The sequence below is a fragment of the Pseudomonas mediterranea CFBP 5447 genome, from assembly GCF_000774145.1.
In the GTDB taxonomy this organism is placed as follows: domain Bacteria; phylum Pseudomonadota; class Gammaproteobacteria; order Pseudomonadales; family Pseudomonadaceae; genus Aquipseudomonas; species Aquipseudomonas mediterranea.
This window is the reverse complement of sequence record NZ_KN322987.1, coordinates 1,248,761-1,271,142: the sequence shown is the minus strand read 5'-3', so window position 1 is coordinate 1,271,142 and position 22,382 is coordinate 1,248,761. Positions and strand designations below refer to the sequence as shown.

At 61.8% G+C, this 22,382-nt stretch carries 23 protein-coding genes and 1 pseudogene; 13 read left to right on the top strand and 11 right to left on the bottom strand.

The window, feature by feature from the left end; all coding sequences use genetic code 11:
- Complete coding sequence (locus tag N005_RS25465; protein ID WP_047703711.1) at positions 1-855, bottom strand: MurR/RpiR family transcriptional regulator; 855 nt, start codon at positions 853-855, stop codon at positions 1-3.
- Between the two features lie 285 nt (positions 856-1,140).
- On the opposite strand from N005_RS25465, the gene N005_RS25460 reads away from it, so the two are divergent.
- Together N005_RS25460 and cobF are read left to right on the top strand one after the other, a co-directional pair.
- Positions 1,141-1,707, top strand: coding sequence for a histidine phosphatase family protein (locus N005_RS25460; protein ID WP_047703710.1), 567 nt, complete (start codon positions 1,141-1,143; stop codon positions 1,705-1,707).
- Positions 1,704-2,459, top strand: a complete 756-nt coding sequence (gene cobF, locus N005_RS25455) for a precorrin-6A synthase (deacetylating) (protein ID WP_047703709.1) — start codon at positions 1,704-1,706, stop codon at positions 2,457-2,459. Before N005_RS25460 ends, cobF begins: the two co-directional genes overlap by 4 nt.
- Positions 2,460-2,534: 75 nt before the next feature.
- Here the strand turns inward: cobF and ftrA are convergent, their stop codons facing one another.
- Positions 2,535-3,494, bottom strand: coding sequence for a transcriptional regulator FtrA (ftrA, locus tag N005_RS25450; RefSeq protein WP_047703708.1), 960 nt, complete (start codon positions 3,492-3,494; stop codon positions 2,535-2,537).
- Between the two features lie 101 nt (positions 3,495-3,595).
- Here ftrA and N005_RS25445 point away from each other — a divergent pair, with 101 nt between their 5' ends.
- From N005_RS25445 to N005_RS25430, 4 genes are all read left to right on the top strand, one after another.
- Positions 3,596-4,030, top strand: coding sequence for a rhodanese-like domain-containing protein (locus tag N005_RS25445; RefSeq protein ID WP_047703707.1), 435 nt, complete (start codon positions 3,596-3,598; stop codon positions 4,028-4,030).
- A 321-nt stretch (positions 4,031-4,351) separates the two neighbouring features.
- The gene (locus N005_RS25440) at positions 4,352-5,131 is read left to right on the top strand and encodes an ABC transporter substrate-binding protein (RefSeq protein ID WP_047703706.1); all 780 of its coding nucleotides are present in this window, start codon (positions 4,352-4,354) and stop codon (positions 5,129-5,131) included.
- A gap of 101 nt (positions 5,132-5,232) precedes the next feature.
- Positions 5,233-6,345 (top strand): M14 family metallopeptidase, encoded by a 1,113-nt coding sequence (locus tag N005_RS25435; RefSeq protein WP_047703705.1) that lies wholly within the window; start codon positions 5,233-5,235, stop codon positions 6,343-6,345.
- A 63-nt stretch (positions 6,346-6,408) separates the two neighbouring features.
- Positions 6,409-7,125 (top strand): alpha/beta hydrolase, encoded by a 717-nt coding sequence (locus tag N005_RS25430; protein ID WP_047703704.1) that lies wholly within the window; start codon positions 6,409-6,411, stop codon positions 7,123-7,125.
- A 216-nt stretch (positions 7,126-7,341) separates the two neighbouring features.
- On the opposite strand, the gene N005_RS25425 is transcribed toward N005_RS25430, so the two are convergent.
- The 3 genes from N005_RS25425 to N005_RS25415 all read right to left on the bottom strand — a co-directional run bounded on the left by N005_RS25425 (position 7,342) and on the right by N005_RS25415 (position 9,331).
- Positions 7,342-7,929, bottom strand: coding sequence for a DcrB/PsbP domain-containing protein (locus tag N005_RS25425; RefSeq protein WP_047703703.1), 588 nt, complete (start codon positions 7,927-7,929; stop codon positions 7,342-7,344).
- An 89-nt stretch (positions 7,930-8,018) separates the two neighbouring features.
- On the bottom strand, positions 8,019-8,303 hold the full coding sequence (locus tag N005_RS25420) for a hypothetical protein (RefSeq protein ID WP_047704163.1): 285 nt from the start codon (positions 8,301-8,303) through the stop codon (positions 8,019-8,021).
- A gap of 80 nt (positions 8,304-8,383) precedes the next feature.
- Positions 8,384-9,331 (bottom strand): nucleoside-specific channel-forming protein Tsx, encoded by a 948-nt coding sequence (locus N005_RS25415; protein ID WP_052126473.1) that lies wholly within the window; start codon positions 9,329-9,331, stop codon positions 8,384-8,386.
- Positions 9,332-9,523: 192 nt separating this feature from the next.
- Between N005_RS25415 and selD the strand changes: the two genes are divergently transcribed.
- Together selD and mnmH are read left to right on the top strand one after the other, a co-directional pair.
- Positions 9,524-10,558 carry a selenide, water dikinase SelD gene (selD, locus tag N005_RS25410; protein ID WP_047703702.1) on the top strand — a complete coding sequence of 345 codons (1,035 nt, stop codon included), beginning with the start codon at positions 9,524-9,526 and terminating at the stop codon, positions 10,556-10,558.
- A complete protein-coding gene (gene mnmH / locus N005_RS25405) occupies positions 10,558-11,661 on the top strand; it encodes a tRNA 2-selenouridine(34) synthase MnmH (protein WP_047703701.1) in 1,104 nt (367 codons plus the stop codon). Before selD ends, mnmH begins: the two co-directional genes overlap by 1 nt.
- A gap of 148 nt (positions 11,662-11,809) precedes the next feature.
- On the opposite strand, the gene N005_RS25400 is transcribed toward mnmH, so the two are convergent.
- Both N005_RS25400 and N005_RS25395 read right to left on the bottom strand, forming a co-directional pair.
- Positions 11,810-12,862 carry a permease gene (locus tag N005_RS25400; RefSeq protein WP_047703700.1) on the bottom strand — a complete coding sequence of 351 codons (1,053 nt, stop codon included), beginning with the start codon at positions 12,860-12,862 and terminating at the stop codon, positions 11,810-11,812.
- A gap of 144 nt (positions 12,863-13,006) precedes the next feature.
- Positions 13,007-13,681 carry a hypothetical protein gene (locus N005_RS25395; protein ID WP_047703699.1) on the bottom strand — a complete coding sequence of 225 codons (675 nt, stop codon included), beginning with the start codon at positions 13,679-13,681 and terminating at the stop codon, positions 13,007-13,009.
- Between the two features lie 393 nt (positions 13,682-14,074).
- Between N005_RS25395 and N005_RS25390 the strand changes: the two genes are divergently transcribed.
- The 4 genes from N005_RS25390 (at position 14,075) to N005_RS25375 (ending at position 18,348) form a co-directional block, all read left to right on the top strand.
- Entirely contained in the window at positions 14,075-14,773 is a 699-nt protein-coding gene (locus tag N005_RS25390; protein ID WP_047703698.1) for a glutathione binding-like protein, read from the top strand.
- The gene (locus N005_RS25385) at positions 14,770-15,627 is read left to right on the top strand and encodes a PhzF family phenazine biosynthesis protein (protein WP_047703697.1); all 858 of its coding nucleotides are present in this window, start codon (positions 14,770-14,772) and stop codon (positions 15,625-15,627) included. The genes N005_RS25390 and N005_RS25385 overlap by 4 nt, the downstream gene beginning before the upstream one ends.
- 114 nt (positions 15,628-15,741) lie before the next feature.
- Positions 15,742-16,716, top strand: coding sequence for a porphobilinogen synthase (gene hemB, locus N005_RS25380; RefSeq protein WP_047703696.1), 975 nt, complete (start codon positions 15,742-15,744; stop codon positions 16,714-16,716).
- A gap of 537 nt (positions 16,717-17,253) precedes the next feature.
- Positions 17,254-18,348, top strand: coding sequence for a DUF1615 domain-containing protein (locus tag N005_RS25375; RefSeq protein ID WP_047703695.1), 1,095 nt, complete (start codon positions 17,254-17,256; stop codon positions 18,346-18,348).
- Between the two features lie 93 nt (positions 18,349-18,441).
- Here N005_RS25375 and N005_RS25370 read toward each other — a convergent pair.
- A pseudogene (locus N005_RS25370) lies at positions 18,442-18,714 on the bottom strand (hypothetical protein); the annotation flags it as partial.
- Between the two features lie 193 nt (positions 18,715-18,907).
- On the opposite strand from N005_RS25370, the gene N005_RS25365 reads away from it, so the two are divergent.
- On the top strand, positions 18,908-19,537 hold the full coding sequence (locus N005_RS25365; RefSeq protein ID WP_047703693.1) for a glutathione S-transferase family protein: 630 nt from the start codon (positions 18,908-18,910) through the stop codon (positions 19,535-19,537).
- Between the two features lie 14 nt (positions 19,538-19,551).
- On the opposite strand, the gene N005_RS25360 is transcribed toward N005_RS25365, so the two are convergent.
- From N005_RS25360 to N005_RS25350, 3 genes are read right to left on the bottom strand one after another with little or no spacing between them, the layout of a single operon-like run.
- A complete protein-coding gene (locus N005_RS25360; RefSeq protein WP_047703692.1) occupies positions 19,552-20,088 on the bottom strand; it encodes a PqiC family protein in 537 nt (178 codons plus the stop codon).
- 17 nt (positions 20,089-20,105) lie between these two features.
- Entirely contained in the window at positions 20,106-21,755 is a 1,650-nt protein-coding gene (locus N005_RS25355) for a PqiB family protein (protein WP_047703691.1), read from the bottom strand.
- Positions 21,736-22,380, bottom strand: a complete 645-nt coding sequence (locus N005_RS25350; RefSeq protein WP_047704161.1) for a paraquat-inducible protein A — start codon at positions 22,378-22,380, stop codon at positions 21,736-21,738. Before N005_RS25350 ends, N005_RS25355 begins: the two co-directional genes overlap by 20 nt.
- Positions 22,381-22,382 lie beyond the last annotated feature (2 nt).

Here is a 22,382-nt window from a genome sequence, read left to right as displayed (position 1 = left end):
TTATTTTTCCTCCAACAGGTGCGTGTCGAATTCAGTGCGCAAGCCGTCGATACCGTCCAGGCGTTCGGCCAGGCCAGGACATTGCAACGTCAGGCAGGCGATCAATGCTTCAACCTGGGCCAGCGCCGGTACCAGGCTATCGAAGGCCGAGACTGATTCCACCGGCGCGCTGATAATCAGGTCGGCCAGTTCGCGCAATGGCGAAGCATAGATGTCGCTGAACAACACGACTCGGGCGTGGCGTTGCTTGGCTGCACTGGCGACACGAAGGGCCTGGGCCTGGTAGCGACGATAATCGAAGATCAAAACCACATCCTGGCGTTGCACGTCGAACAGGCGGTCGGGCAGTTGCGCGTTGTCTTCCAGGGCAAAACAGCCGGCCCGCAGCAGGCGCAGGTGATTGAGCAGGTAATGGGCGAGGAAGCTGCTGAAGCGTCCGCCGAAGCAATGTATCTGGTGCCGGGGCTCGAGCAGCCACTGCACGAGAATGCGCACGTCTTCGGGCTGGGTCAGGACCTGGGTCTCCAGCAGGCTACGCTGGCTGGCTACCAGGTATTGGCTCCAGGTGTCGCCTTGCTGCAATTTGATCCGAGGTTGCAACATCGTGCGGGGGGAGCGCAGGCGGTGGTCCATGTCGACCAGCAGCGCATCCTGGAACTCGGCATAGCCGCCGAATCCGAGTTTCTTTACCAGGCGCACAATGGTCGGGTCGCTCACGCCGGCATGTTCGGCCAGGCGCGACATCGGGCCGAGGCCATTGCGCGGATAATGATCGAGCAGAGCACGTACGACCTTGCGTTCCGACGGCGTCAAGATCAGGCCGGGATCGGTAATGAGGTCCCTGAGAGGCGGCATCCGTGCTCCTTGCTGGATGGGTGTTGAATTTCTTTCATAACTCCTGAAAACAGTATTTATGTAGCCAGTGCTACATGTCCAGTGGTTTTTACGTTTCGTTTAAAATGCTCGAAATTGGTGCGAAAGTCCTGTAGGCCGGGGCTTGGAAAGAAGGGAGTGGTATGTCAGCCAATGCTTTTTTCTGTGTCAGACATAACGACTTTTTGTCTCGGATATTTGATTTCAGATAAGGTGCCGTACTTCAAAGACTTCAGTATCCGCCCTCAGCTACTGTGAGCGTCCCACGTGCAAGCTACCTGTCTGACATTGATCAGCCATGCCCGAACCGTCGCCCAAAAGCAGGCGCGTTTCGCGCTGGACGAATCACTCGACACTGACTGGCTGGCCAGGCGCCCGGAGGCCGGCCGCGGGTATCGAAACGTTCGGCACATCCTCTGCGGACCTGAGTTGCGCACGCGCCAGACCGCCGCATTGTTCGGCGACGAATTCCAGGTGGTCCAGGCCCTGGCCGATTGTGATATGGGGCGATGGGGTGGGTTGTCTATCGAGGTGCTGCTCCAGGCCGAACCGGAGCACCTGCAAGCCTGGTTCGATGATTCCCACGCAACTCCCCATGGCGGCGAGTCCATCGACCGGCTATGTCGCCGTGTCGGGGACTGGCTGGCAAGCCTGGAAAGTGAACCGGGACACCTGTTGGCTATCACTCATCCGTTCGTGATCCGGGCGGCCCTGATGAACGTCTTGCAATGCCCGGCAAGCAGCTTCAGCCGGATCGACATCGAACCGTTGTCTTCCCTGGAGTTGCGTTTCAACGGGGTGTGGCGCTTGCGCACCCAGGAGCCATGGACATGAAGAAGCTTTCAGTTATTGGTATCGGCGCCGGCGATCCGGATTACTTGACGATGCAAGCGGTAAAGGCCCTGAATCGGGTAGATGTGTTCTTTCTGATGGACAAGGGGCCCGCCAAGCACACACTGCTGGACCTGCGGCGCGAGATCTGCGCGCGCTACATCAATGATCGCCCTTATCGGTTTGTCGAAGCTTGTAGTCCTGAGCGTCAACGCGGCGATCCGGACTACGCCAGCAGCATCGAAGACCTGAATCGCGCGAAGCAGGCGACGTTTGAAAGGTTGATTGATGAAGAATTGTCCGACGGGGAGTGCGGCGGTTTCCTGGTGTGGGGCGACCCGTCGTTGTACGACAGCACTGTTCGCATCCTGCAGGCCCTTCTCGAGACGGGGCGCTGCGACTTCGAGTTCGAAGTGATCCCAGGCATCACCAGCGTCCAGGCCCTGGCGGCGCAGCACAAAGTACCGTTGAACGGCATTGGCGGCGCGTTGGAGATCACTACGGGGCGGCGGTTGGCGGCGGGGCAGGTGGGGGACGCGGCGAGCGTGGTGGTGATGCTCGACGCCGAGGATGCATACCGCCAGGTGAGCGATCCCGATACGCATATCTACTGGGGCGCCTACGTCGGGACACCGGACGAGCTGCTCATTGCCGGACGGCTGGGGGACGTGGCCGATGACATCGAGCGGACTCGCAAGGCGGCGCGGCAGGCGAATGGGTGGATCATGGATACTTATTTGTTGCGTAAGCGTTGATATCCGAATGGCGTCGCTGCATCAACTTTGTGGCTCGCCACAACAGCGCTCGCCGAGTTTTCTGCATGGGGGGCTTCACCCCCGCCCGAACCGCTCCCGATACACCGACGGCGCCAGCCCCACCACGCTGCGGAACGCCACGCGAAAGCTTTCCACCGAACGGTAGCCGCACAGTTGGGCGATGTTGTCGGTGTTGTCCCGGGTGCTTTCCAGCAGCTCCCGGGCGCGCGCCAGGCGTTCATGTTGCAGCCAGGCCTTGGGCGACAGGCCGCAGGCCTGGGTAAAGCGGCGCAGGAATGTCCGTTCGCTCATGGCCGCCTGGCTGGCGAGTTCGCGCACGCCGAGGGGCTCGTGCAGGTGTTCACGGGCCCACTGCATGACTCCGGACAGATCGCTGCGCGGGGTGCGGCTGACCGGCGATGGAATGAACTGCGCCTGACCGCCGGTGCGTTGCGTCGGCATCACCAATCGGCGCGCCACGGCGTTGGCGACCTGGGCACCGAAATCCCGCGCCACCAGGTGCAGGCAGGCATCGATGCCGGCGGCGCTGCCGGCCGAGGTGATGACTTGGCCTGAGTCCACGTACAGCACATCCGGATCGACCAGAATGGCCGGAAAGCTTTCGGCCAGTTCATCGGTGTAGCGCCAGTGGGTCGTGGCCCCCAGCCCGTCCAGCAACCCGGCGGCCGCCAACACGAAGGCCCCGGAGCAGATCGACAGCAGGCGCGCGCCACGGGCATGGGCCTTGCGCAGTGCTTCGAGCAGGTCTTCGGGCGGTGGCTCGCTGCGACTGCGCCAGCCTGGGATGACGATGGTCCGTGCCGTATCCAGCAGTTCCATGCCGCCATCGGCCAGCACCTGGAAGCCGCCCATGGCGCGCAACGGGCCGTCATCGACGGCGACGATCCGGTGTTCGTACCAGGCGAAATCGAATTCGGGTCGGGCCAGTCCGAAAATCTCGACGGCGACGCCGAATTCGAACGTGCACAAGCCGTCATAGGCAAGGACCGCGACCAGGCCGGGGGAAGGCTGCATTTGGCGGAAAATTCCCACTGAGTGTCTTGTGCGCCACTTTAGCGGTTAGCATAGGCCGGATAAAGTCTCCTTACGCCCTCATCCCCCTTGGAGTACCCACCATGCCCAGTCCGGTTAGCGAAGTGCCTGCTGCTCCGTCCGATGTTGCCCTACAGCATTTCAGCCGTCGTCTGACGTTCGAAACAGATTGTTCCGACGTTCATGCCAGCCAACAGGCCGGCGAGGTCGACTTCGTTCTGGTGGATGTCCGCGGCCCCCTGGCTTATGAACGCGGTCATGTGCCAGGCGCGATCAATATCCCGACGCGCTCGCTCACTGCCCAGTCGCTGGCCGCTTATCCGAAAAGCACATTGTTCGTGGTCTATTGCGCCGGGCCACACTGCAACGGTGCGAACAAGGCGGCGGTCCGCCTGGCAACCCTGGGCTATCCGGTCAAGGAAATGATCGGCGGCGTCATGGGCTGGCTCGATGAAGGCTTTCGCCTGACCGGTCTGGTGGAGCGCGTGGCGGACACGGCGGTCAGCTGCGACTGTTGATTTTTGCAGCAGCCGATACCCCTGTGGCGAGGGAGCTTGCTCCCGCTGGCTGCGCAGCAGCCCCCTCGGTCTGAAGTCATGATTCCCGGGGCCGCTGCGCGCCCCAACGGGAGCAAGCTCCCTCGCCACAGGCATTTGTGCCTGTCAGGTTTTTCGCAAACTTCATGGACATCAGGCACACCTGATTATTTTTATAACTATTTGTCGCCTCGACACAATTCGCCCTCCGAGTGCCCCTCTAGACTCCCGGCCACTTCGGTTTTTGCCAACCGAACGCTGCCTACGATCTGCCAATAAAAAACTGCGCACTCAGGAGCAAGAATGAAGAAGCTAGCAATGTTCGGTGCCCTGGCACTGTCCGTGTTGTCCTTGTCGGCCGTAGCCGCTGACGCCAAGCCGATCCGCCTCGGGATCGAAGCCGGTTACCCGCCGTTCTCGATGAAAACCGCTGACGGCAAACTGGCCGGCTTCGATGTCGATATCGGTGATGCGTTATGTGAGCAGATGAAGGTCAAGTGTGTCTGGGTCGAGCAGGAGTTCGATGGCCTGATCCCGGCGCTGAAGGTGAAGAAGATCGACGCGATCCTGTCGTCGATGACCATCACCGACGATCGCAAGAAGAGCGTCGATTTCACCATCAAGTACTATCACACCCCGGCACGCTTCGTGATGAAGGAAGGTTCCGGGATCAAGGACCCGTTGACCGAACTCAAGGGCAAGAAGGTCGGTGTGCTGCGGGCCAGCACCCATGATCGTTTCGCTACCGAAGTGCTGGTACCGGCGGGCATCAACCTGGTGCGCTACAGCTCCCAGCAGGAAGCCAACCTGGACATGGTCGCCGGCCGTCTCGACGCCATGCTGGCCGATTCGGTCAACCTTGACGATGGCTTCCTGAAAACCGACGCCGGCAAGGGCTTCGCGTTCGTGGGCCCGGCCTATGACGATCCGAAGTACTTCGGTGGCGGTGCCGGCATTGCCGTGGGCAAGGGTAATCAGGCCCTGGCCGAGAAATTCAACGCCGCCATTACCGAGATCCGCGCCAACGGCACGTACAAGAAGGTGCAGGACAAGTACTTCGCCTTCGACATCTACGGGCACTGATCGTTGAAACCAAGGTGGCCCTCCGTTGACCCGGTCGGCCACCTTTTTCATGGGTGATTGTTTTACCCTGTGCCCTGAGCGCCTTCGTACCTGGAGATTTCATGCAACGCATCGACCATACCCTGCCATGGAGCCACCTCGGCACCGAACGTCGGCTCAGTGTGTTTCGTTATGGCCATGGCCCACGCAAGGTCTACATCCAGGCCAGCCTGCACGCCGATGAGTTGCCGGGCATGCGCACCGCGTGGGAGTTGAAGCAGCGGCTCAACGCCCTCGAGGCCCAAGGCTTGCTCAAGGGGGTGATCGAGCTGGTGCCGGTGGCCAACCCCATCGGCCTGGATCAGCATCTGCAAAGCGCCCATATGGGACGTTTCGAGTTGGGCAGCGGCAAGAACTTCAACCGCGCCTTCGTGGAACTCAGCGCCCCGGTGGCGCAACGTGTCGGTGACCGATTGGGGGACGATCCGGCGGCCAATATCACCTTGATCCGCCAGACCATGCTTCAGGTCCTGGACGAGTTGCCGGCACCCCCTTCGCAGCTCGAAGCCCTGCATCGTCTCCTGCTGCGCCATGCCTGCGATGCCGATATCACCCTCGACCTGCACTGCGATTTCGAGGCGGCCATTCATCTGTACGCCTTGCCGCAACAGTGGCCGCAGTGGCGCTCCCTGGCTGCACGGCTGAAAGCCGGCGTGGCGTTGCTGTGCGAAGACTCCGGCGGCAGTTCGTTCGACGAATCCTGCTCCACCCCCTGGCTGCGCCTGGCCAGGGCTTTTCCTGAAGCGGCGATCCCGCCGGCCAACCTGGCGACCACCCTGGAATTGGGGAGCATGGGCGACACGCGGGTGCACCAGGCCCAGGCCAACTGCGAGGCTATCCTCGGGTTTCTTGCCGAGCAGGGTTTCATCGGCGGTGACTGGCCGTCCGTGCCGGCCCAATGCTGTGAAGGTTTTCCCTTCGAGGGCACCGAGTACTTGTTCGCACCGCACCATGGCGTGGTGAGTTTCCTGCGCGAAGCGGGCGAATGGGTGGAGCAGGGCGATCCCTTGTTTGAAGTGGTCGACCCGTTGAATGACCGGGTCACGACGGTACGGGCCGGCACCAGCGGCGTGCTGTTCGCCCTGGACCGTGGGCGCTATACCCAGCCGGGCATCTGGCAGGCGAAAGTGGCGGGACGTGAGCCGATACGCACCGGGAAATTGACCAACGACTGAAAAGTGCTGTCTACCTCACCGTACGGCCCCGCCATGGGGCTCTCGAATGATGGAGGAAGATCAATGTTCAAAGCGTTCGCCCTGTTCCTGTTGCTGGTCTCGTCCGGGTTGCAAGCCCAGCCCTCGCTGCACACGGATTTGCCGCTCAGTTACCTGGCCCAGGCCGACGAGCAGGCCAGGGACCGGCCGCTGGTGATATTCCTGCATGGCTCCGGCAGCAACGAGCAGGATCTGTTCGAACTCAAGGACGAGCTGCCCAAGCACTACAACTACCTCTCGGTGCGGGCGCCGAAGAGCATGGAACCGGGCCATTACCAGTGGTTTGCGAAGAAGGGCGAGGGCGCTTATGACGGTGACACTTCGGACTTGAAGGCCAGCGGCCAGATGTTGCTGGATTTCATCGAAAAGGCCCGGGCCAAATACCCGACGGACGCCAGCCAGGTCTATCTGGTGGGCTTCAGCCAGGGCGCGATGATGAGTTACGAAGTCGCCTTGCGACACCCCGAAGCGGTCGGTGGAATCGCCGCGATGGGCGGGCGGGTCCTGTCCGTGCTGCAAGCCGAACTGACCCCCGACGAATCGCGGCGGTCGCTGGCGGTGTTCATCGGCCACGGCACGGCCGATCCGATCATTCCCTACCACGACGGCACCGAGGCCGACACGTTGCTGAAGACCCTGGCCCTGGAGCCGGAATTCCATGCCTACCCGGGTGTTGGGCATACCATCAGTGCCTTGGAAGTGCAGGACCTGCGGGCCTGGCTGGAGCGGCTCAATCCGTAGCGGCTGCAGGGTGGAACATGGTTGCCTGGGCTGACGCTATCGCGAGCAGGCTCGCTCCCACATGATGTTGCCCGGTGTTAGCACGAATCATGTCTACAGCAGACCGCCTGTGGAAGCGAGCCTGCTCGCGATGACGTCGGCACATCCTGTATCAATGCCAACAGACCCACCGCCTTCGCGAGCAAGCCCGCTCCCACACGCCCCGCGCCGAGGCCATCACTTGCCGCTGGCGATCTGTTTCACCAGCGCTTCATGTCCGTTCTTGTCGCTGGCCCGGGAGATGATCTGTACCACCGCCACGCGCGTGCCGGAGGCTCCCAGCAATGTGGTGTCGAGGGTCGGCCCGCCGCCCTGGGTGGCGCTGGTGTCGAGTTGACGCAGGCCCAGCCCACTGCCTTTGAGGGTCAGGCTTTTTTCGCTGAGGATCCTGGCGTCCGGTAGGGCTTTGCTTCGCTGGGCGGCGAAGCCGGCCATGGTCGTATCGAGAAACGCCGCATCGTCATCCTTGACCTTCGCACCATTGACGATGGTGTTTTCAGCCGTGATCACCACGGTCCTGCTGGTGGCGTTGCTGTACATGGTCCCCGTCGCCCCTGCCGTGCCTTGGGCGGCATCGCCGGCAGGCAGTGGCGTGGCGGTGAAGCCCTTGGGCAAGGTAAAGACAAATTTGCCGCCCAGCATCGATACCTTCTGGGGCGGTAGATCGCCGGAGGCTTTGGCTGGGGCCGAATGGGCTGGCACGACAGCCAGACTGGCGACGGCTGTCAGCAACAGGACAGCCGTGTGTTTTATCAGCAATGACATTGAAACTCTCGGCGTGGAGGGCGTATGGGAGGCCGATCATCCCACGGGCATCCCGCCGGACTCCAGCGCTGCGCAAGCTTTCCAATACGTCAGTCAGGCTCGACATCCAGCTGTAGGCTGTCATCGGCCAGGCGCTCGGTGCGCCGGACAATCCCGCTGATCCGCCGCCCCTCGGCAGTAAACACCACGATCTGGGCCTTCTCCAGATCATCCGGCAGTGGGGGGCGAATGTGCAGCGCGAACCACGGCGGCTCACCGTCATCGAGGCGTTTGACATCGAACCGGCAGTCGATGCTTTTGGTTTCCCGGCCGAACAGCGTGTCGAGGCCGTAATCCAGGTGGGTGCTGTCGGCAGCGGCGGAGGAAAGGGACATCGGCAGTCTCCTGTTGAACATCAGGTTGATGTTCAAGTGATTCTCGTGATGGACGAAAATTCCATCGCCAGTGCCCCCGATCAGAATTGATAACCTACCCCGGCGTAGTAGCCCCAGCCGTCGGAACGGGCGCGGAAGTTGCCGTCGCCGAAGTTCAGTTCACTGCCATCTTCCCAGTTGCCGCCGTTGTGGAAGTAGCGGCCCACCAGCGTGAAGCGCAGGTGAGTGAAGGAATACAGCAAGACGTTGGTGGCGACCGTGGCGTTGGCGGTGCGTGCCGGATTGTCCTTGTGCAGGTTCGAGCCGAAATCGAAGTTGGTGAAGCCGATGTAGGTCAGGGACGCACCATTGCTGAACCGACTGATCGGCACGATGTACTTGAGTTGAGCGCGGTAGCCATCCCAGGAATATTCATTGCTGGCGCCGTAGTTTTCCCATTGATACCGACCGTAGAAGTTGGCCGACAGGTTGACCCGGGAATGGGTGTCGATGTCGGTGCCCAGTCCGCTGTACAACGTGTTGCCACGATTGGCGCTGTTGCTGCCGTGGTCATAGATCCAGTCGAACGCCACATACCATTCCTTGAATGGCCCGATGGCCAGGCTGCGACCCGCCAGGGAGTCGATGGAGATACGCGGTTCATGTTCCATGAACAGCGGCGAGCCGTGATCCCATGCCCCTTTGTCGTGGCTGTTGCCGATGTCGAAAATCTTCGGAATGTCGACGTAGCCGTACAGTTCGAACGGCCCCTTGCGACCGAAATATTCATACTCCAGGTACACATCGTCGACGGGTTGCGGGCCGAAGCTGATGTCCTTGCTGCCGATGATGGTCAGGTTCTGGTTGTACCAGTCCGACAGGTAGGCGCCTTTTTTCGGCGGGGTGGCTTCGGGACTCAAGGCTTCGCCCTGGGCAGAGTCGTTCGGTGCGGCTTGGGCGGGTGTGCTGGGTAGTCCGGTAACGGCGCTCAGTAGCAGGGAGGCTGCGAATACACCGGGCACGGCGCAACGCCGGGAAATGAAATGCATGGAAAGTCCTTGTTCGTGCGGGCCGAAGCCCGTGATCCTGGATGAAAGAAAACAACCCGATCAGAAGGCCCTGACGGGGCTCGCAAACGTTTGCACATCCCGTACCAGTTTCTCCTGGCCATGGCGGCATCAGCACTGAAGCGTCGATGTTACTGCTAGAATCGCTCACCTTGACTGATGAGAGGTATGCCCATGAGCGAGCCCATTCGCCTGACCCAGTACAGCCACGGCGCCGGTTGCGGCTGCAAGATATCGCCGCAGGTGCTGGAAGTGATCCTGGCCGGCAGCGGTGCGCAGAACCTTGATCCCAAACTGTGGGTCGGCAACGCCTCCCGGGACGATGCCGCGGTGTATGCCATCGACGAAGAGCGCGGGGTGGTGTCGACCACCGACTTCTTCATGCCGATTGTCGATGATCCCTTCGATTTCGGCCGCATCGCCGCCACCAATGCCATCAGTGACATCTACGCCATGGGCGGTGATCCGTTGATGGCCATTGCGATTCTCGGCTGGCCCGTCAATGTGCTGGCCCCGGAAATCGCACGGGAAGTGATTCGCGGCGGTCGTTCGGTGTGCGACGAGGCGGGTATCCCGTTAGCGGGCGGGCATTCGATCGATGCGCCCGAGCCGATTTTCGGCTTGGCCGTGACCGGCCTGGTGCAGAAACGCCACATGAAGCGCAACGACACCGCCACTGCCGGTTGCCGCCTGTATCTGACCAAGCCCCTGGGCATTGGCATCCTCACCACGGCGGAGAAGAAGGGCAAATTGCGCGCCGCTGACGTCGGCCTGGCCCGCGACTGGATGTGCACCCTCAATAAACCCGGCAGCCGCTTCGGCAAACTCGATGGCGTGACGGCCATGACCGACGTCACCGGTTTCGGTCTGCTTGGGCATCTGGTGGAAATGGCCGATGGCAGCCAGTTGACCGCACGCATTCGCTACGACGCGGTGCCGCGCCTGCCGGGCGTCGAGTATTACCTCGACCTGGGCTGCGTGCCGGGCGGAACGCTGCGTAACTACGACAGCTACGCCAGCAAGGTCGGTCGCGTCCAGGAACTGCACAAGCGCGTATTGTGCGACCCGCAGACCAGCGGCGGCCTGTTGATCGCCGTGACGGCGCAGGGCGAAGGCGAGTTTCTTGAGGTGGCCGCTGAATTGGGCCTCGCGCTGGAGCCGATCGGCGAATTGGTCGAGCGACAGACCAGCGCGGTCGAGGTGTCCTGATGAGCAATGACATTACCGATTACCGCGACATTTTCCTCAACGGCCGGCCGATGATGGACACCCGCGCGCCCATCGAATTTATCAAGGGTGCGTTTCCCGGCGTGGTCAATCTGCCGCTGATGACCGATATCGAGCGGCAGCGGGTCGGTACATGCTACAAGCAGCAAGGCCAGCAAGCGGCCATCGTCCTCGGGCATCAGCTGGTGTCCGGCGAAACCAAGGCGCAACGTATCCAGGCCTGGGCCGACTTCGCCCGGGCCCATCCTGACGGTGTCCTGTACTGCTTTCGAGGCGGGCTGCGCTCGCAGATTGTCCAGCAGTGGCTCAAGGATGAAGCCGGCATCGAATACCCCAGGGTCGGCGGCGGCTACAAGGCGATGCGCACGTTCCTGCTGGATACCGTGGAGCAGGCGGTCGCCCAGTGCGATTTCGTCTTGCTGGGTGGCATGACCGGTACCGGCAAGACCGAAGTCCTGAACCAGCTGGGCAACGGCCTGGACCTGGAAGGTTACGCCAACCACCGGGGTTCGAGCTTCGGCAAGCGTGCCACGGGACAGCCGTCCAACATCGATTTCGAGAACCGCCTGGCCGTGGATGTGTTGAAAAAGCGCGCCGCCGGTATCGGGCAATTTGTGGTGGAAGATGAAAGCCGCATGGTCGGCAGTTGTGCCTTGCCATTGCCGCTGTACCAGCGCATGCAACAGGTTCCGATGGTCTGGCTGGAAGACAGCGTGGAGCGGCGGGTCGAGCGGATTCTGCGGGATTACGTCATCAACCTGAGCGCCGAGTTTATCGCGGTACATGGCGAGGAAGGGTTCTCGCTGTTCTCCGAGCGGCTGCTGGCGAGTCTGGACAATATCCACAAGCGCCTGGGAGGCGACCGCCATCGGCGCCTGATGGTCATCATGGAAGCCGCCCTGGCCGAGCAGGCCGATAGCGGCGCCGTGGATTTGCATCGTGGCTGGATCGAAGGGTTGCTGCGCGAGTATTACGACCCGATGTACGTGTTCCAGCGGGAAAAGAAGGGCGGTCGGATCGAGTTTGCGGGAGAGCAGGCGGCTGTGCTCGAGTATCTGCGTGAGCGAGTGGCTCGAACGGCCTGATCTCAGGACAGTATGGGAACGGGCCGGCGCTATCGCGAGCAGGAGATTTGCAGTAGCCCGCACATCTGCGATCACCCCAGGCCCCTGTGGGAGCGAGCCTGCTCGCGATAGCGATGTATCAGCCGGCGCCGATCTCAGCCTTGAAGCCTTAAAGCAACACCGCCCCGATCAACCCACAGACGATGCCGACCAACATGGTCAGCAGCGCCACGGTCACCAGCACCCGGGCATCGAAATCCTTGCGCAGCATCAACAGCGACGGCAGGCTGATGCTCGGCAGTGTCATCAGCAACGCCACGGCCGGTCCGGTGCCCATGCCCAGGGTCATCATCGTTTGCACGATGGGGATTTCCGCAGCGGTAGGAATCACGAACAGCGTGCCGACAATGGCCAGTGGCACCAGCCATACCAGGCTGTTGGCCATGGCGCCATCGACATGGGGAAACAGCCAGACCCGAGCAGCGCCCAGGACCAGCACGGCCAGCACATAGACGGGGATGGTGCTCCAGAACAACTGCCACAAGGTCCGTCCCCAACGCGTCAGGAAAGGCTGTGTATCGACCTCGCTGGCCTCGGTCACGGCTTCCACGGCCGCCTCGGGCAGGACTTCGGGCCGGGCGATGCGCTGGGCGACCAACGACACGCCGAAGACCAGCACGATACCTGCTACCAGCCGCAGGGCGGTGAAGCCCCAACCCAGCACGAAGCCCATGAAGACCAGGGTCGCGGGGTTGAGTACCGGGTTGCCGATCCAGAAGGCCAGCGCCGCGCCCACCGAGACATTCTGCCGTCGCATGCTTGCCGCCACCGGCGCCGCGCAGCATGAGCACATCATGCCGGGCAGGGCGAACAGCCCGCCGCGCAGGGTCGAGGCAAAGCCGGCCCGGCCGAACAGGCGCAACAGCCAGTCACGGGGAATCAGTACCTGCAACAGGGAGCCCAGGATCACCGCCAGCACCGCCGCTTTCCAGATCGCCAGGAAATACACCTTGGCGTAGGCCAGCGCGGCCATCAGCGGCGCGGTCTGTGCGTCGTTGAGGATCGAGTTGCCGATGCTGTGGTTATCGGCGGCGACGAACGCCTTGAGGTAATACGGCGACCATTTGACGTAGTAGAGACCGACACAGGCCACCAGCAGGAACAGGGCGGGTTTCCACCAGAACGACCAGCCCCGAACGGGAGCGGCAGAAGATAAAGACATGGAGAAGGTCCGGGCAACAGGGATGTAGGCGCATCATACCCTGTGGTGAGGAAGGTTGCTGTGGCAAGGGCGTTAGCTGTGGCGAGGGAGCTTGCTGTGGCGAGGGAGCTTGCTCCCGCTGGAGGGCGAAGCCCTGCCCGCCGCCTACGTCGGACAGGTCTGCTGGCCGTTATCCAGGCCCTGCTTGTAGCTCTGGCTGGAGAGGCTGGCCTTGCCGTTGTGCCAGGTCAGGGTCAGGACATACAACGAATCGAAATCCCCGGATTCCCAGTCTTCGGTAATGGTCTGCTCCTTGCCCACGGCCTCGCCGGCCACCTTGTTGATCAGTTCCGGCAGATAGCCGTGGGACCAGGCCGTGTAGATGGTGGCGTTGTGGTACTTATCGTGCAGCAATTCGTCAGCCAGGGCGCTGGTGTCGTTGGCCGAGTATTCGATATTGACCGGCAACCCGAGCTTGATCGCACTGGGGCTGATGGTCATCAATGGGCGAATATAACTGTAGGAATTGTCCCGCTCGCCTTCTTCCACGTTGCGGGTCGGGTTGGCCGCGAATACGTAGTCAGCCTTGCCGAACTTTTGCGGCAACAGGGTGGCCAAGTCGATGGCGCGGTTGAGGCCCTGGCAATTGAGTTGCCCCAGGCCGCCGGCAGGCTTTTCGGCGTGGCGCAGGAACACCAGGGTCTGGATGCCATCGACCGGCTGGGCGCGACTGACGCTGGATTCCAGTGACAGCACCAGGCCGCAGACCACAAGCGATGTCGGCAATACCAGCCATGACCGGCGTTTGAGGTGTCTGGTGAACTTCAGGGGATTGATCATCGGATTACGTTCTTCGGCTGTCTCGAGTCAGGCATCGAGTCAGGCTGACAAACCCTGGCACCACGAAGCCCTGGCTTCGGATGTTTTTCCTTGTCATTACGCCGCTTCGATTCCTCGGGGCATTGCTCTGAGTCTCCTGAAGCCCTTTGGTTCGATCCTGCCGCGGCTCTCTTCCGTGAGATGGGGGAAGATTAACGACAGGATGTTGCGAAATTAATAAAGGCCGGCTTGATTCGTGTGACGTGTGGGGTTTAGCGAATGGCCTTATTCCAACCCAGGCATGTTTCTCCAGCCCGTTCGGCAAACGCGAGGGTCAGCAGGCGGGCATTTCCTGATGCCATCCATCCGGTCCTGAATTATGCTCCAGCCTTTCCCTCCTGCCATGGAGCTCCCATGCCTGACCTGACTCAATTCCCGATCACCCGGAAATGGCCCGCCCAATACCCCGAGTGGCTCCAGCTCTACTCCCTGCCAACCCCCAACGGCGTGAAGGTCTCGATCATGCTGGAGGAGATCGGCCTGCCCTACGAACCCCATAAAGTGGATTTCGGCAGCAACGACCAGCTCTCTGCGGAATTCCTTTCTCTCAACCCGAACAACAAGATCCCGGCGATCCTCGACCCTCATGGGCCGGGGGACCAGCCGTTGGCGTTGTTCGAGTCCGGGGCGATTCTGATCTACCTGGCGGACAAGAGTGGCCAGTTGCTGGCCCAGGAGTCGGCGGCGCGCTACGAGACGATCCAGTGGCTGATGTTCCAGATGGGTGGTATCGGGCCGATGTTCGGGCAGTTGGGTTTCTTCAATAAGTTCGCTGGCAAGGACTATGAGGACAAGCGACCTCGCGACCGTTATGTCGAAGAGAGCAAGCGTTTGCTCAAGGTACTCGATGGTCGCCTGGAAGGACGCGACTGGATCATGGGCGAGCGCTACACCATTGCCGACATCGCCACGCTCCCCTGGGTGCGCAATCTGATCGGGTTCTATGAGGCCGGCGATCTGGTGGGAATCCAGAACTTCCCCAACGTCACGCGGGTGCTGGAACGCTTCCTGGCGCGGCCGGCAGTGGTGCGCGGTTTGAAGATTCCGGAATGAACGGAGCGACGACGCGCCGATTCGATTTCAAGCAGGTGGACGTGTTCAGCGATGTGCCGCTCAAGGGCAATCCGCTGGCGGTGGTGCTGGGGGCCGATGGGCTCGGCGATGAGCAGATGATCGCTTTTGCCAACTGGACCAACCTCAGCGAAACCACTTTCCTGTTGGCGCCGCGACATCCGGAGGCGGATTACCGGGTGCGGATTTTCAGCACCTCGACCGAATTGCCGTTTGCCGGGCATCCGACCCTGGGCAGTTGTCATGCCTGGTTGGAAGCCGGTGGCATGCCGAAAGGTCAGGAGATCGTGCAGGAATGCGGCGTCGGCCTGGTCAGGATTCGTCGCAATGAACACGGGTTGGCGTTCCTGGCCCCGCCGTTGCTCAAGTCCGGTCCGCTGAACGTTGATCTGTTGGAGCGGGTACGCAGTGGGCTGAGGTTGCCGGCCGAGGCGATTGTCGATGCGCAATGGGTTGATAACGGCGCCGGTTGGCTGGCGTTGGTGCTCAAGGATCGTCAGCAGGTACTGGCGCTCAAGCCTGACTATCACCAGCTCCTGGACTTGGCGGTGGGCGTCATCGCTCCCTGGGATCCGGCCGTGGACGGTGACGAGGCTCAATTTGAAGTGCGGGGCTTCATCGCCGGTGATGGCATGCCGGAGGATCCGGCCACCGGCAGCCTGAATGCCGGGCTTGCCCAGTGGATGCTGGGCAAGGGGCTGGCGCCGTCGTCTTATGTGGTCAGCCAGGGGTTGACCATGGGGCGTGCCGGACGGATTCATGTCGAGCGGATCGCGGAAAATGTCTGGATCGGTGGTGCGGTGGTGACCTGCATCAATGGTTCGTTGAGCTTGTGAGCGGATTATTGCCCGGCCGGTAATACTCTGTTTTCCAGGTGGCGTTTGTGCCCTGGCCGGCCAGGGCATAAGCTTTGTCCCCCTGTGATTGACCCTCATTTGCCCAGGAGTCCCATGTCCAGCCAGTTCCCCGAAGCACGTCCGCGTCGCCTGCGTCGCAATGCCAGCCTGCGCAGTCTTTTCCAGGAAACCGAGTTCACCTTGAACGACCTGGTCCTGCCGATTTTCGTCGAAGAGGAAATCGATGACTTCGTGCCGATCAAGAGCATGCCGGGCGTGGTGCGCATTCCTGAGTCGAAACTGGCCGGCGAGATCGAACGATATGCCCGTGCGGGTATCAAGGCGGTGATGACCTTCGGTGTGTCCCATCATCTGGACAGCGACGGCAGCGATACCTGGAACGAGCGTGGCCTGGTGTCGCGCATGGCGGCGATCTGCAAGGACGCGGTGCCGGAAATGATCGTAATGTCCGATACGTGCTTCTGTGAATACACCGATCACGGTCATTGCGGCGTGCTTCATGGGCATGAAGTGGACAACGACCGGACCCTGTTCAACCTGGGGCGACAAGCCGTGGCCGCGGCCCGCGCCGGTGCCGATGTCATCGCTCCGTCCGCGGCGATGGATGGGCAGGTCCAGGCGATTCGCAAGGCCCTGGATGAAGCTGGCTTCAGCCAGACGGCAATCATGGCTTACTCCACCAAATTCGCCTCGGCGCTCTATGGGCCGTTCCGTGAGGCGGGCGGCAGCGCTTTGAAGGGCGACCGCAAGAGCTACCAGATGAACCCGATGAACCGTCGCGAAGCGCTGCGTGAGTCCCTGCTCGATGAACAGGAAGGCGCCGATGCGCTGATGGTCAAGCCGGCCGGGGCCTACCTCGACATCATCCGTGACATCCGCCAGGCGTCGAACCTGCCGCTGTCGGCCTATCAGGTCAGCGGCGAGTACGCGATGATCAAGTTCGCCGCCCAGGCCGGCGCCATCGACGAGGCCCGAGTGGTGCGTGAAAGCCTTGGTGCGATCAAGCGGGCAGGGGCGGATCTGATCTTCACCTACTTTGCGATGGACCTGGCATCGAGCGGCATCTGATCCACACCATTCCCTTGTGGGAGCGAGCTGTCCGCAAGATTCGCGTTCGCCATCATTCCCCTTGTGGGAGCGAGCCTGCTCGCGATAGCGGTGGGCCAGCTTGCGTCGATGGTGTATGTGCCGCCGTCATCGCGGGCAAGCCCGGCTCCCACAGAGATTTCGGCTGTTCGCAAGACTTGCGTTCGCCATCGATACCCCCTGTGGGAGCGAGCCCGCTCGCGATAGCGGTGGGCCAGCTTGCGTCGATGTTGTATGTGCCGCCGTCATCGCGGGCAAGCCCGGCTCCCACAGAGATTTCGGCTGTTCACAAGACTCGCGTTCGCCATCATTCCCTTTGTGGGAGCGAGCTTGCTCGCGATAGCGGTGGGTCAGCTTGCATTGATGTTGTATGTGCCGCCGTCATCGCGAGCAGGCTCGCTCCCACATGGGTTTTGCGGTGGTTGTCGAGCCGGTTTTACCCATGTGTCGACGACGGAGCATAGCCTGCCTCCGCTTTTGATCGTATGGTGCTCTGGAGTACAAACCTGACGGAGCCCTATGCCTTTCAATCGATGGTTGTTCATTCTCCCGGCGCTGCTGGTCCTGGCCGGTTGCGGCAGTCGTCAGGTCCAGGAGCCTGAGCGCCAGCCCGCCGAGGTCAAGGCGCAGATCGTGCGGTTGTTGCCGGCCAAGACCGCGGATCGCGAAGGCTGGGCCACGGACATCTATGTCGCGTTTGCCGCGCAGCAGATCCCGCCTACGACGCAGAATATCTGTTCGGTCCTGGCTGTCGCGGAGCAGGAGTCGACGTTCCAGGCCGACCCCACGGTGCCGGGACTGGGCAAGATTGCCCGACAGGAAATCGACCGCCGTGCGGCGAAGCTGCACATTCCAGGGCTGTTGGTCAGCGGCGCGCTCCAGGTGCGTTCATCCAATGGCAAGAGCTACAGCGACCGGCTCGCCGCGGTGCGCAGCGAGAAGGAGCTGAGCGGCATTTTCGATGACTTCATTGGCATGGTCCCGCTGGGCAAAACGTTGTTCGACGGTTTCAACCCGGTGCATACCGGCGGGCCGATGCAGGTCAGTATCGCCTTCGCCCAGGCCAATGCCCGGAATTATCCTTATACGGTGGACGGGTCGATTCGCCGGGAAGTGTTCAGTCGTCGTGGTGGGATGTACTTCGGCATTGCGCATTTGTTGGGGTATCCAGTCAGCTACACCGAGCCGCTGTATCGCTTCGCCGATTTCAATGCCGGTTGGTACGCCAGCCGCAACGCGGCCTTCCAGCATGCAGTGAGTCGCGCCTCAGGTATTTCCCTGGCACTCGACGGTGACCTGATCCTGCATGACTCCATCATGCCCGGCAGCACCGAGCTGGCAGTGCGCACGCTGGGGAAATCGTTGGGAATGCGCAACCCCACCATTCGCGATCAATTGGAGCAGGGCGACAGCCTGGCGTTCGAGGACAGCAAGCTCTACAAGCGGGTTTTCGAACTGGCCGAAAAGGCCGAAGGTAAGTCATTACCCCGTGCGGTGTTGCCGGGTATCGTACTCAAGAGCCCGAAAATCACCCGCAAACTAACCACCGCATGGTTTGCCAAGCGCGTGGATGAGCGTTATCAGCGGTGCATGGCGCGGTCGGCGGGACGCTAGGCTCTGTATGAAAAGCTAGCGATCAGCGACCATGAAAAAAGCCCGGTGGATGAGCCGGGCTTTTGTCGGGCAGAGCAGAGCGGCAGGTCATGCGCGATTCTGGGCCAGATGATCGGAACCACCTTCAGCGACGCGGTTTTCGATCAAGCGATCCGAACCACCTTCAGCGACGCGATTTTCGATCAGACGATCGGAACCACCTTCAGCGACGCGATTTTCGATCAGACGATCCGAACCGCCTTCGGCAACACGGTTTTCAATCAGTCGATCCGAACCACCTTCGGCAACGACCGGGTGGGAAGAGGCGGCAAATACGTTGGCTGCGAGAACCGAGAAAGCGAGGCTGAGGATGATTTGGCGTTTCATGATGGTGTGCTCCGGGGATGCAGTGGGTTTGTGTGGGGCCATTGTTGCGTCGGGCGGTGATCATGAGAACTTCATTGACGTGATGGTGAACATCGACGGCGGTGATAGCTGGAGGAGGTGCAGGTCGTCCACGGCGTGGAACATCGGGCGTGCGCAGGGCTCTATCGACTGAACCTTCCCAGGAGGCAGGCTTATGTATCAGTTATTCGGCTACAGGCAATCAGGTTCTTCGGCCGTGGAGATTGCCCTGTACTTATGTGGTGTGCCTTATCGTCGGGTCGATGCCTATTCGACCGAAGATAATGACGCGGCGAAAATGCTCGAAGCGTTGAATCCCCAGAAGCAGGTTCCGACCTTGCAGATGCCGGATGGCTCGGTGCTGACCGAAGCCGCGGCCATCCTGATTCACCTCGGGCTGGCCTATCCGGAATCGAAGTTGCTGCCCGAGGACCCTGTCCAGCGTGCGCAAGCCATACGAGGCCTGGTCTACATCGCCGCCAATTGCTACACGCCCGTCGGGATCATTGATTTTCCGGAGCGCTGGCTGGTCGAGGCGGATGAGGCGACGCGGGAGCAATTGGTGTCGGGCACGAAGCAACGCCTCTATCGCAACTGGGCGTTGTTTGCCGATCAGTTTCCGGCGCAACCGTTTTTCAGCGGCGCCGAGCCGGGAGCGCTGGATATTCTCGCTGCGGTGATTACCAAGTGGGCCGGAACGCGAGAGGCGATGCTCAGTGCACGACCGGAATTTCATGCGGTGCTGGAGCGTATCGACCAGCATCCGCGTGTGGCCCCGGTGCTGTCACTGCATTGGCCTGCGTAGGCGTGGCCGAAATGTCATGGGCATGCTTTTCGAGTGGCCGCCTGGGCGATGAGGTCGACGAGCTGCCGGACATTGTTCTGGTGGGCTAGCACCAGCTCGTCGAGGGGGCTTCCGGCAGGCGTCTGCAGGTGACTGCGGCAGGTGAAAGCATGGGCTGCGTCGCTCAGGTTGCGCAGGCGCCATTGCACGTCCATGCGGGCGTACTGGCCGGGGACCGAATCGAAGCGTTGTACGTCTACCCGCAGTAGCACCTTCGGTGCGCCGGGGTTGCTCAGTTGCTCTTCCAGGCTGCTGCGCAGCTCATCCGCCAGGCTGGCGCCCCACCATTCGCTCTCCAGGATCGACAGCCCGCTGGCGCCCTGGCGGATGACCATCTGGGGACGATCCACCTGAGGCGGGACGCTGACCTGCTCGATGCGGATGTCGACGCTGGCGGGTGGTTTACCCGTCGGTTGGAACGGGCTCAGGGTGTGGTAATGAATCGGATCGCTGCGACAGGCGCCGAGCAGCACCACCACGGCGACCAGGGTGAGTTTCAGCATCGACGGCATGGCGCGCGCTCCTGTAGTCATTCTTTCACCGGGAACGTGAGGGAGGCATCCTTGGGACGACCGCGCAGCAGCGATTCGGGATGACGGCTCAAGTAGTCCGACAGTTCACGCAGCGAGCGCGACATGCGTCCGAGATCGTCGAGGGTCTGGGTCAACTGTTCGCGCTGTGGCGAGTCTTCGGCCAGCGTGGCGTTGGCCGATTGCAGGGTCTTGCTGACGTCTTGCAAGGTGTTCTGCACGCCTGGCAGGGTCTTGCCGTTGAATTGCTTCAAGCCTTTGCGCAATTCCACGAGGTTGCCATCCAGGTTGCTGGCGATGCTTTCCAGCGGCAGCTTGTTGATCCGCTCGACCACCGACTGCAGTTGCTCCTGCAATTGCTGGAGGCTGCCGGGGATGGTCGGGATACGGACGGGGCGGGCGTTGGGATCGAAAGCGACCTTTTCAGCCTTGGGATAGAAGTCCAGGGAAATGTACAACTGCCCGGTCAGCAGACTGCCGCTGCGGGCCTGGGCGCGCAGGCCTCGCTCGACGAAGCTGCCGATCAGGCGGGCCGAGGCAGCTTCGTCTTCCGGGTCGTGATTAAGCGCCTTGAGCAGTTTCTCGTGGGCTTTGCCCAGGCGCTGGGGATAGATCACCACGCCGACATTGACTGGAAAGCTGCGTTGCTTTTCGTCGAAATCCAGGTTGATGGCGACGACCCTGCCCACTTCCACGCCGAGGAATTCCACCGGTGCATTGACCTTCAAGCCGCGCAGTGCCTGGTCGAAACGGAGCGCCAGGTACTGCGCCTTGCCACTGGGCGGGGCCAGGGCGCTTTGCTGGTCGGCGAACAGTTCGTAGTTCTTGTCTTCGGCCGCCGGCGTGTCGTTGGGGCTGTATTCCGGTGCCCTGAACGCGATGCCGCCGACCAGCAATGCCGAGAGCGATTCGGTCCTGACCGCGAAACCATTGGCGCCGACATTCAGGTCCACGCCGCTGACGTTCCAGAATCGGGTGTTCTCGGTGACATAGGCATCGTTCGGTGCGTTGATGAACACCTCGATATTGACGCCTTTGCCGTCGGCGTCCAGCCCGTAGGACACCACTTGGCCCACCGGGATCTTGCGCAGGTACACCGGCGAGCCGATGTCCAGCGAGCCGAGGTCCTGGGAGTGCAGGGTAAAGCGCTTGCCCGGTTCGCCGTAGGTGATCGGCGGCGGTGCCTCGAGGCCGGTGAACGACTTGGCGCGTACTTTCGAATGCCCCGCATCGGCCCCGATGAAGTCCCCGGACAGCAGCGTGTCGATCCCGGAAATACCGCCGGCGCCGATGCGCGGCCGGACCACCCAGAACACCGAGTCTTCGTGGGTGAACGTATCGGCGTTCTTGGCCAGCTTGACCGTGGCGGTGACGTTCTTCTGATCGTCGCTCAACTGCACGTCCGTGACCTGGCCGATCACCACGTTGCGGTATTTCACCGCGGTCTTGTTGGCGGTCAGGCCTTCGCCAGTCTTGAAGGTAATGGTGATGGTCGGACCTTCCTGCAACCAGTTGTGAATCACCAGGGACAGGCCCACCAGCACCGCAATGATCGGCACGATCCACACCAGCGACACCGACCAGCGCCGGCGGGTGACGTGGGCGCGACCCGGCGCGGGTTGCTGTCCGTCAGTGGCTTGCGATTTCATCCATGGCCTCCTCCGAGGGTGGGGTGTCCCAGATCAGCCGTGGGTCGAAACTCATGGCCGACAGCATGGTGAGCAGGACGACGAGTCCGAAGAACAGGATCCCCGGCCGCGGTTCGATATCGCTCAGTGCCTGGAACTTCACCAGCGCTGCCACCAGGGCCACCACCAGCACGTCGAGCATCGACCAGTAGCCGATGACCTCTACCAGCCGGTACAGCTTGGCCCGCTGGAGCTGGGCCCAATTGCTGCGGCGTTGCACAGTGACCAGCAGCAGCGTCAGTACCACGAACTTGATGCCGGGCACGGCGATGCTGGCGATGAAGATGATCAGGGCGATGTCCCAGGCACCGCTGCGCCAGAACTCGATCACGCCGCTGATGATCGTACTGTCGGCGCCATCCCCGAGCATCCGGGTATTCATCACCGGCAGCAGGTTGGCCGGGATATAGAACACCAGCGCGGCCAGCATGTAGGCCCAGGTGCGGGTGAGGGCGTCGGGTTTGCGCCGGTGCAGGGGGGCGTCGCAGCGCGGGCAGGTCTGGGGCTCGTCGGTCATGTCGCAGGCCAGGCCGCAGCCATGGCACAGGCACAGGTCCAGATCACCGGCCTGAGGCGGGGTATCCAGCG

What these genes read in the sequence shown, in the direction of transcription:
- N005_RS25465 (WP_047703711.1), bottom strand. Translation starts at nt 855, where the DNA reads ATGCCGCCTCTCAGGGACCTCATTACCGATCCCGGCCTGATCTTGACG.
- cobF (WP_047703709.1), top strand. Translation starts at nt 1,704, where the DNA reads ATGAAGAAGCTTTCAGTTATTGGTATCGGCGCCGGCGATCCGGATTAC.
- ftrA (WP_047703708.1), bottom strand. Translation starts at nt 3,494, where the DNA reads ATGCAGCCTTCCCCCGGCCTGGTCGCGGTCCTTGCCTATGACGGCTTG.
- N005_RS25445 (WP_047703707.1), top strand. Translation starts at nt 3,596, where the DNA reads ATGCCCAGTCCGGTTAGCGAAGTGCCTGCTGCTCCGTCCGATGTTGCC.
- N005_RS25440 (WP_047703706.1), top strand. Translation starts at nt 4,352, where the DNA reads ATGAAGAAGCTAGCAATGTTCGGTGCCCTGGCACTGTCCGTGTTGTCC.
- N005_RS25435 (WP_047703705.1), top strand. Translation starts at nt 5,233, where the DNA reads ATGCAACGCATCGACCATACCCTGCCATGGAGCCACCTCGGCACCGAA.
- N005_RS25430 (WP_047703704.1), top strand. Translation starts at nt 6,409, where the DNA reads ATGTTCAAAGCGTTCGCCCTGTTCCTGTTGCTGGTCTCGTCCGGGTTG.
- N005_RS25425 (WP_047703703.1), bottom strand. Translation starts at nt 7,929, where the DNA reads ATGTCATTGCTGATAAAACACACGGCTGTCCTGTTGCTGACAGCCGTC.
- N005_RS25420 (WP_047704163.1), bottom strand. Translation starts at nt 8,303, where the DNA reads ATGTCCCTTTCCTCCGCCGCTGCCGACAGCACCCACCTGGATTACGGC.
- N005_RS25415 (WP_052126473.1), bottom strand. Translation starts at nt 9,331, where the DNA reads ATGCATTTCATTTCCCGGCGTTGCGCCGTGCCCGGTGTATTCGCAGCC.
- selD (WP_047703702.1), top strand. Translation starts at nt 9,524, where the DNA reads ATGAGCGAGCCCATTCGCCTGACCCAGTACAGCCACGGCGCCGGTTGC.
- mnmH (WP_047703701.1), top strand. Translation starts at nt 10,558, where the DNA reads ATGAGCAATGACATTACCGATTACCGCGACATTTTCCTCAACGGCCGG.
- N005_RS25400 (WP_047703700.1), bottom strand. Translation starts at nt 12,862, where the DNA reads ATGTCTTTATCTTCTGCCGCTCCCGTTCGGGGCTGGTCGTTCTGGTGG.
- N005_RS25395 (WP_047703699.1), bottom strand. Translation starts at nt 13,681, where the DNA reads ATGATCAATCCCCTGAAGTTCACCAGACACCTCAAACGCCGGTCATGG.
- N005_RS25390 (WP_047703698.1), top strand. Translation starts at nt 14,075, where the DNA reads ATGCCTGACCTGACTCAATTCCCGATCACCCGGAAATGGCCCGCCCAA.
- N005_RS25385 (WP_047703697.1), top strand. Translation starts at nt 14,770, where the DNA reads ATGAACGGAGCGACGACGCGCCGATTCGATTTCAAGCAGGTGGACGTG.
- hemB (WP_047703696.1), top strand. Translation starts at nt 15,742, where the DNA reads ATGTCCAGCCAGTTCCCCGAAGCACGTCCGCGTCGCCTGCGTCGCAAT.
- N005_RS25375 (WP_047703695.1), top strand. Translation starts at nt 17,254, where the DNA reads ATGCCTTTCAATCGATGGTTGTTCATTCTCCCGGCGCTGCTGGTCCTG.
- N005_RS25365 (WP_047703693.1), top strand. Translation starts at nt 18,908, where the DNA reads ATGTATCAGTTATTCGGCTACAGGCAATCAGGTTCTTCGGCCGTGGAG.
- N005_RS25360 (WP_047703692.1), bottom strand. Translation starts at nt 20,088, where the DNA reads ATGCCGTCGATGCTGAAACTCACCCTGGTCGCCGTGGTGGTGCTGCTC.
- N005_RS25355 (WP_047703691.1), bottom strand. Translation starts at nt 21,755, where the DNA reads ATGAAATCGCAAGCCACTGACGGACAGCAACCCGCGCCGGGTCGCGCC.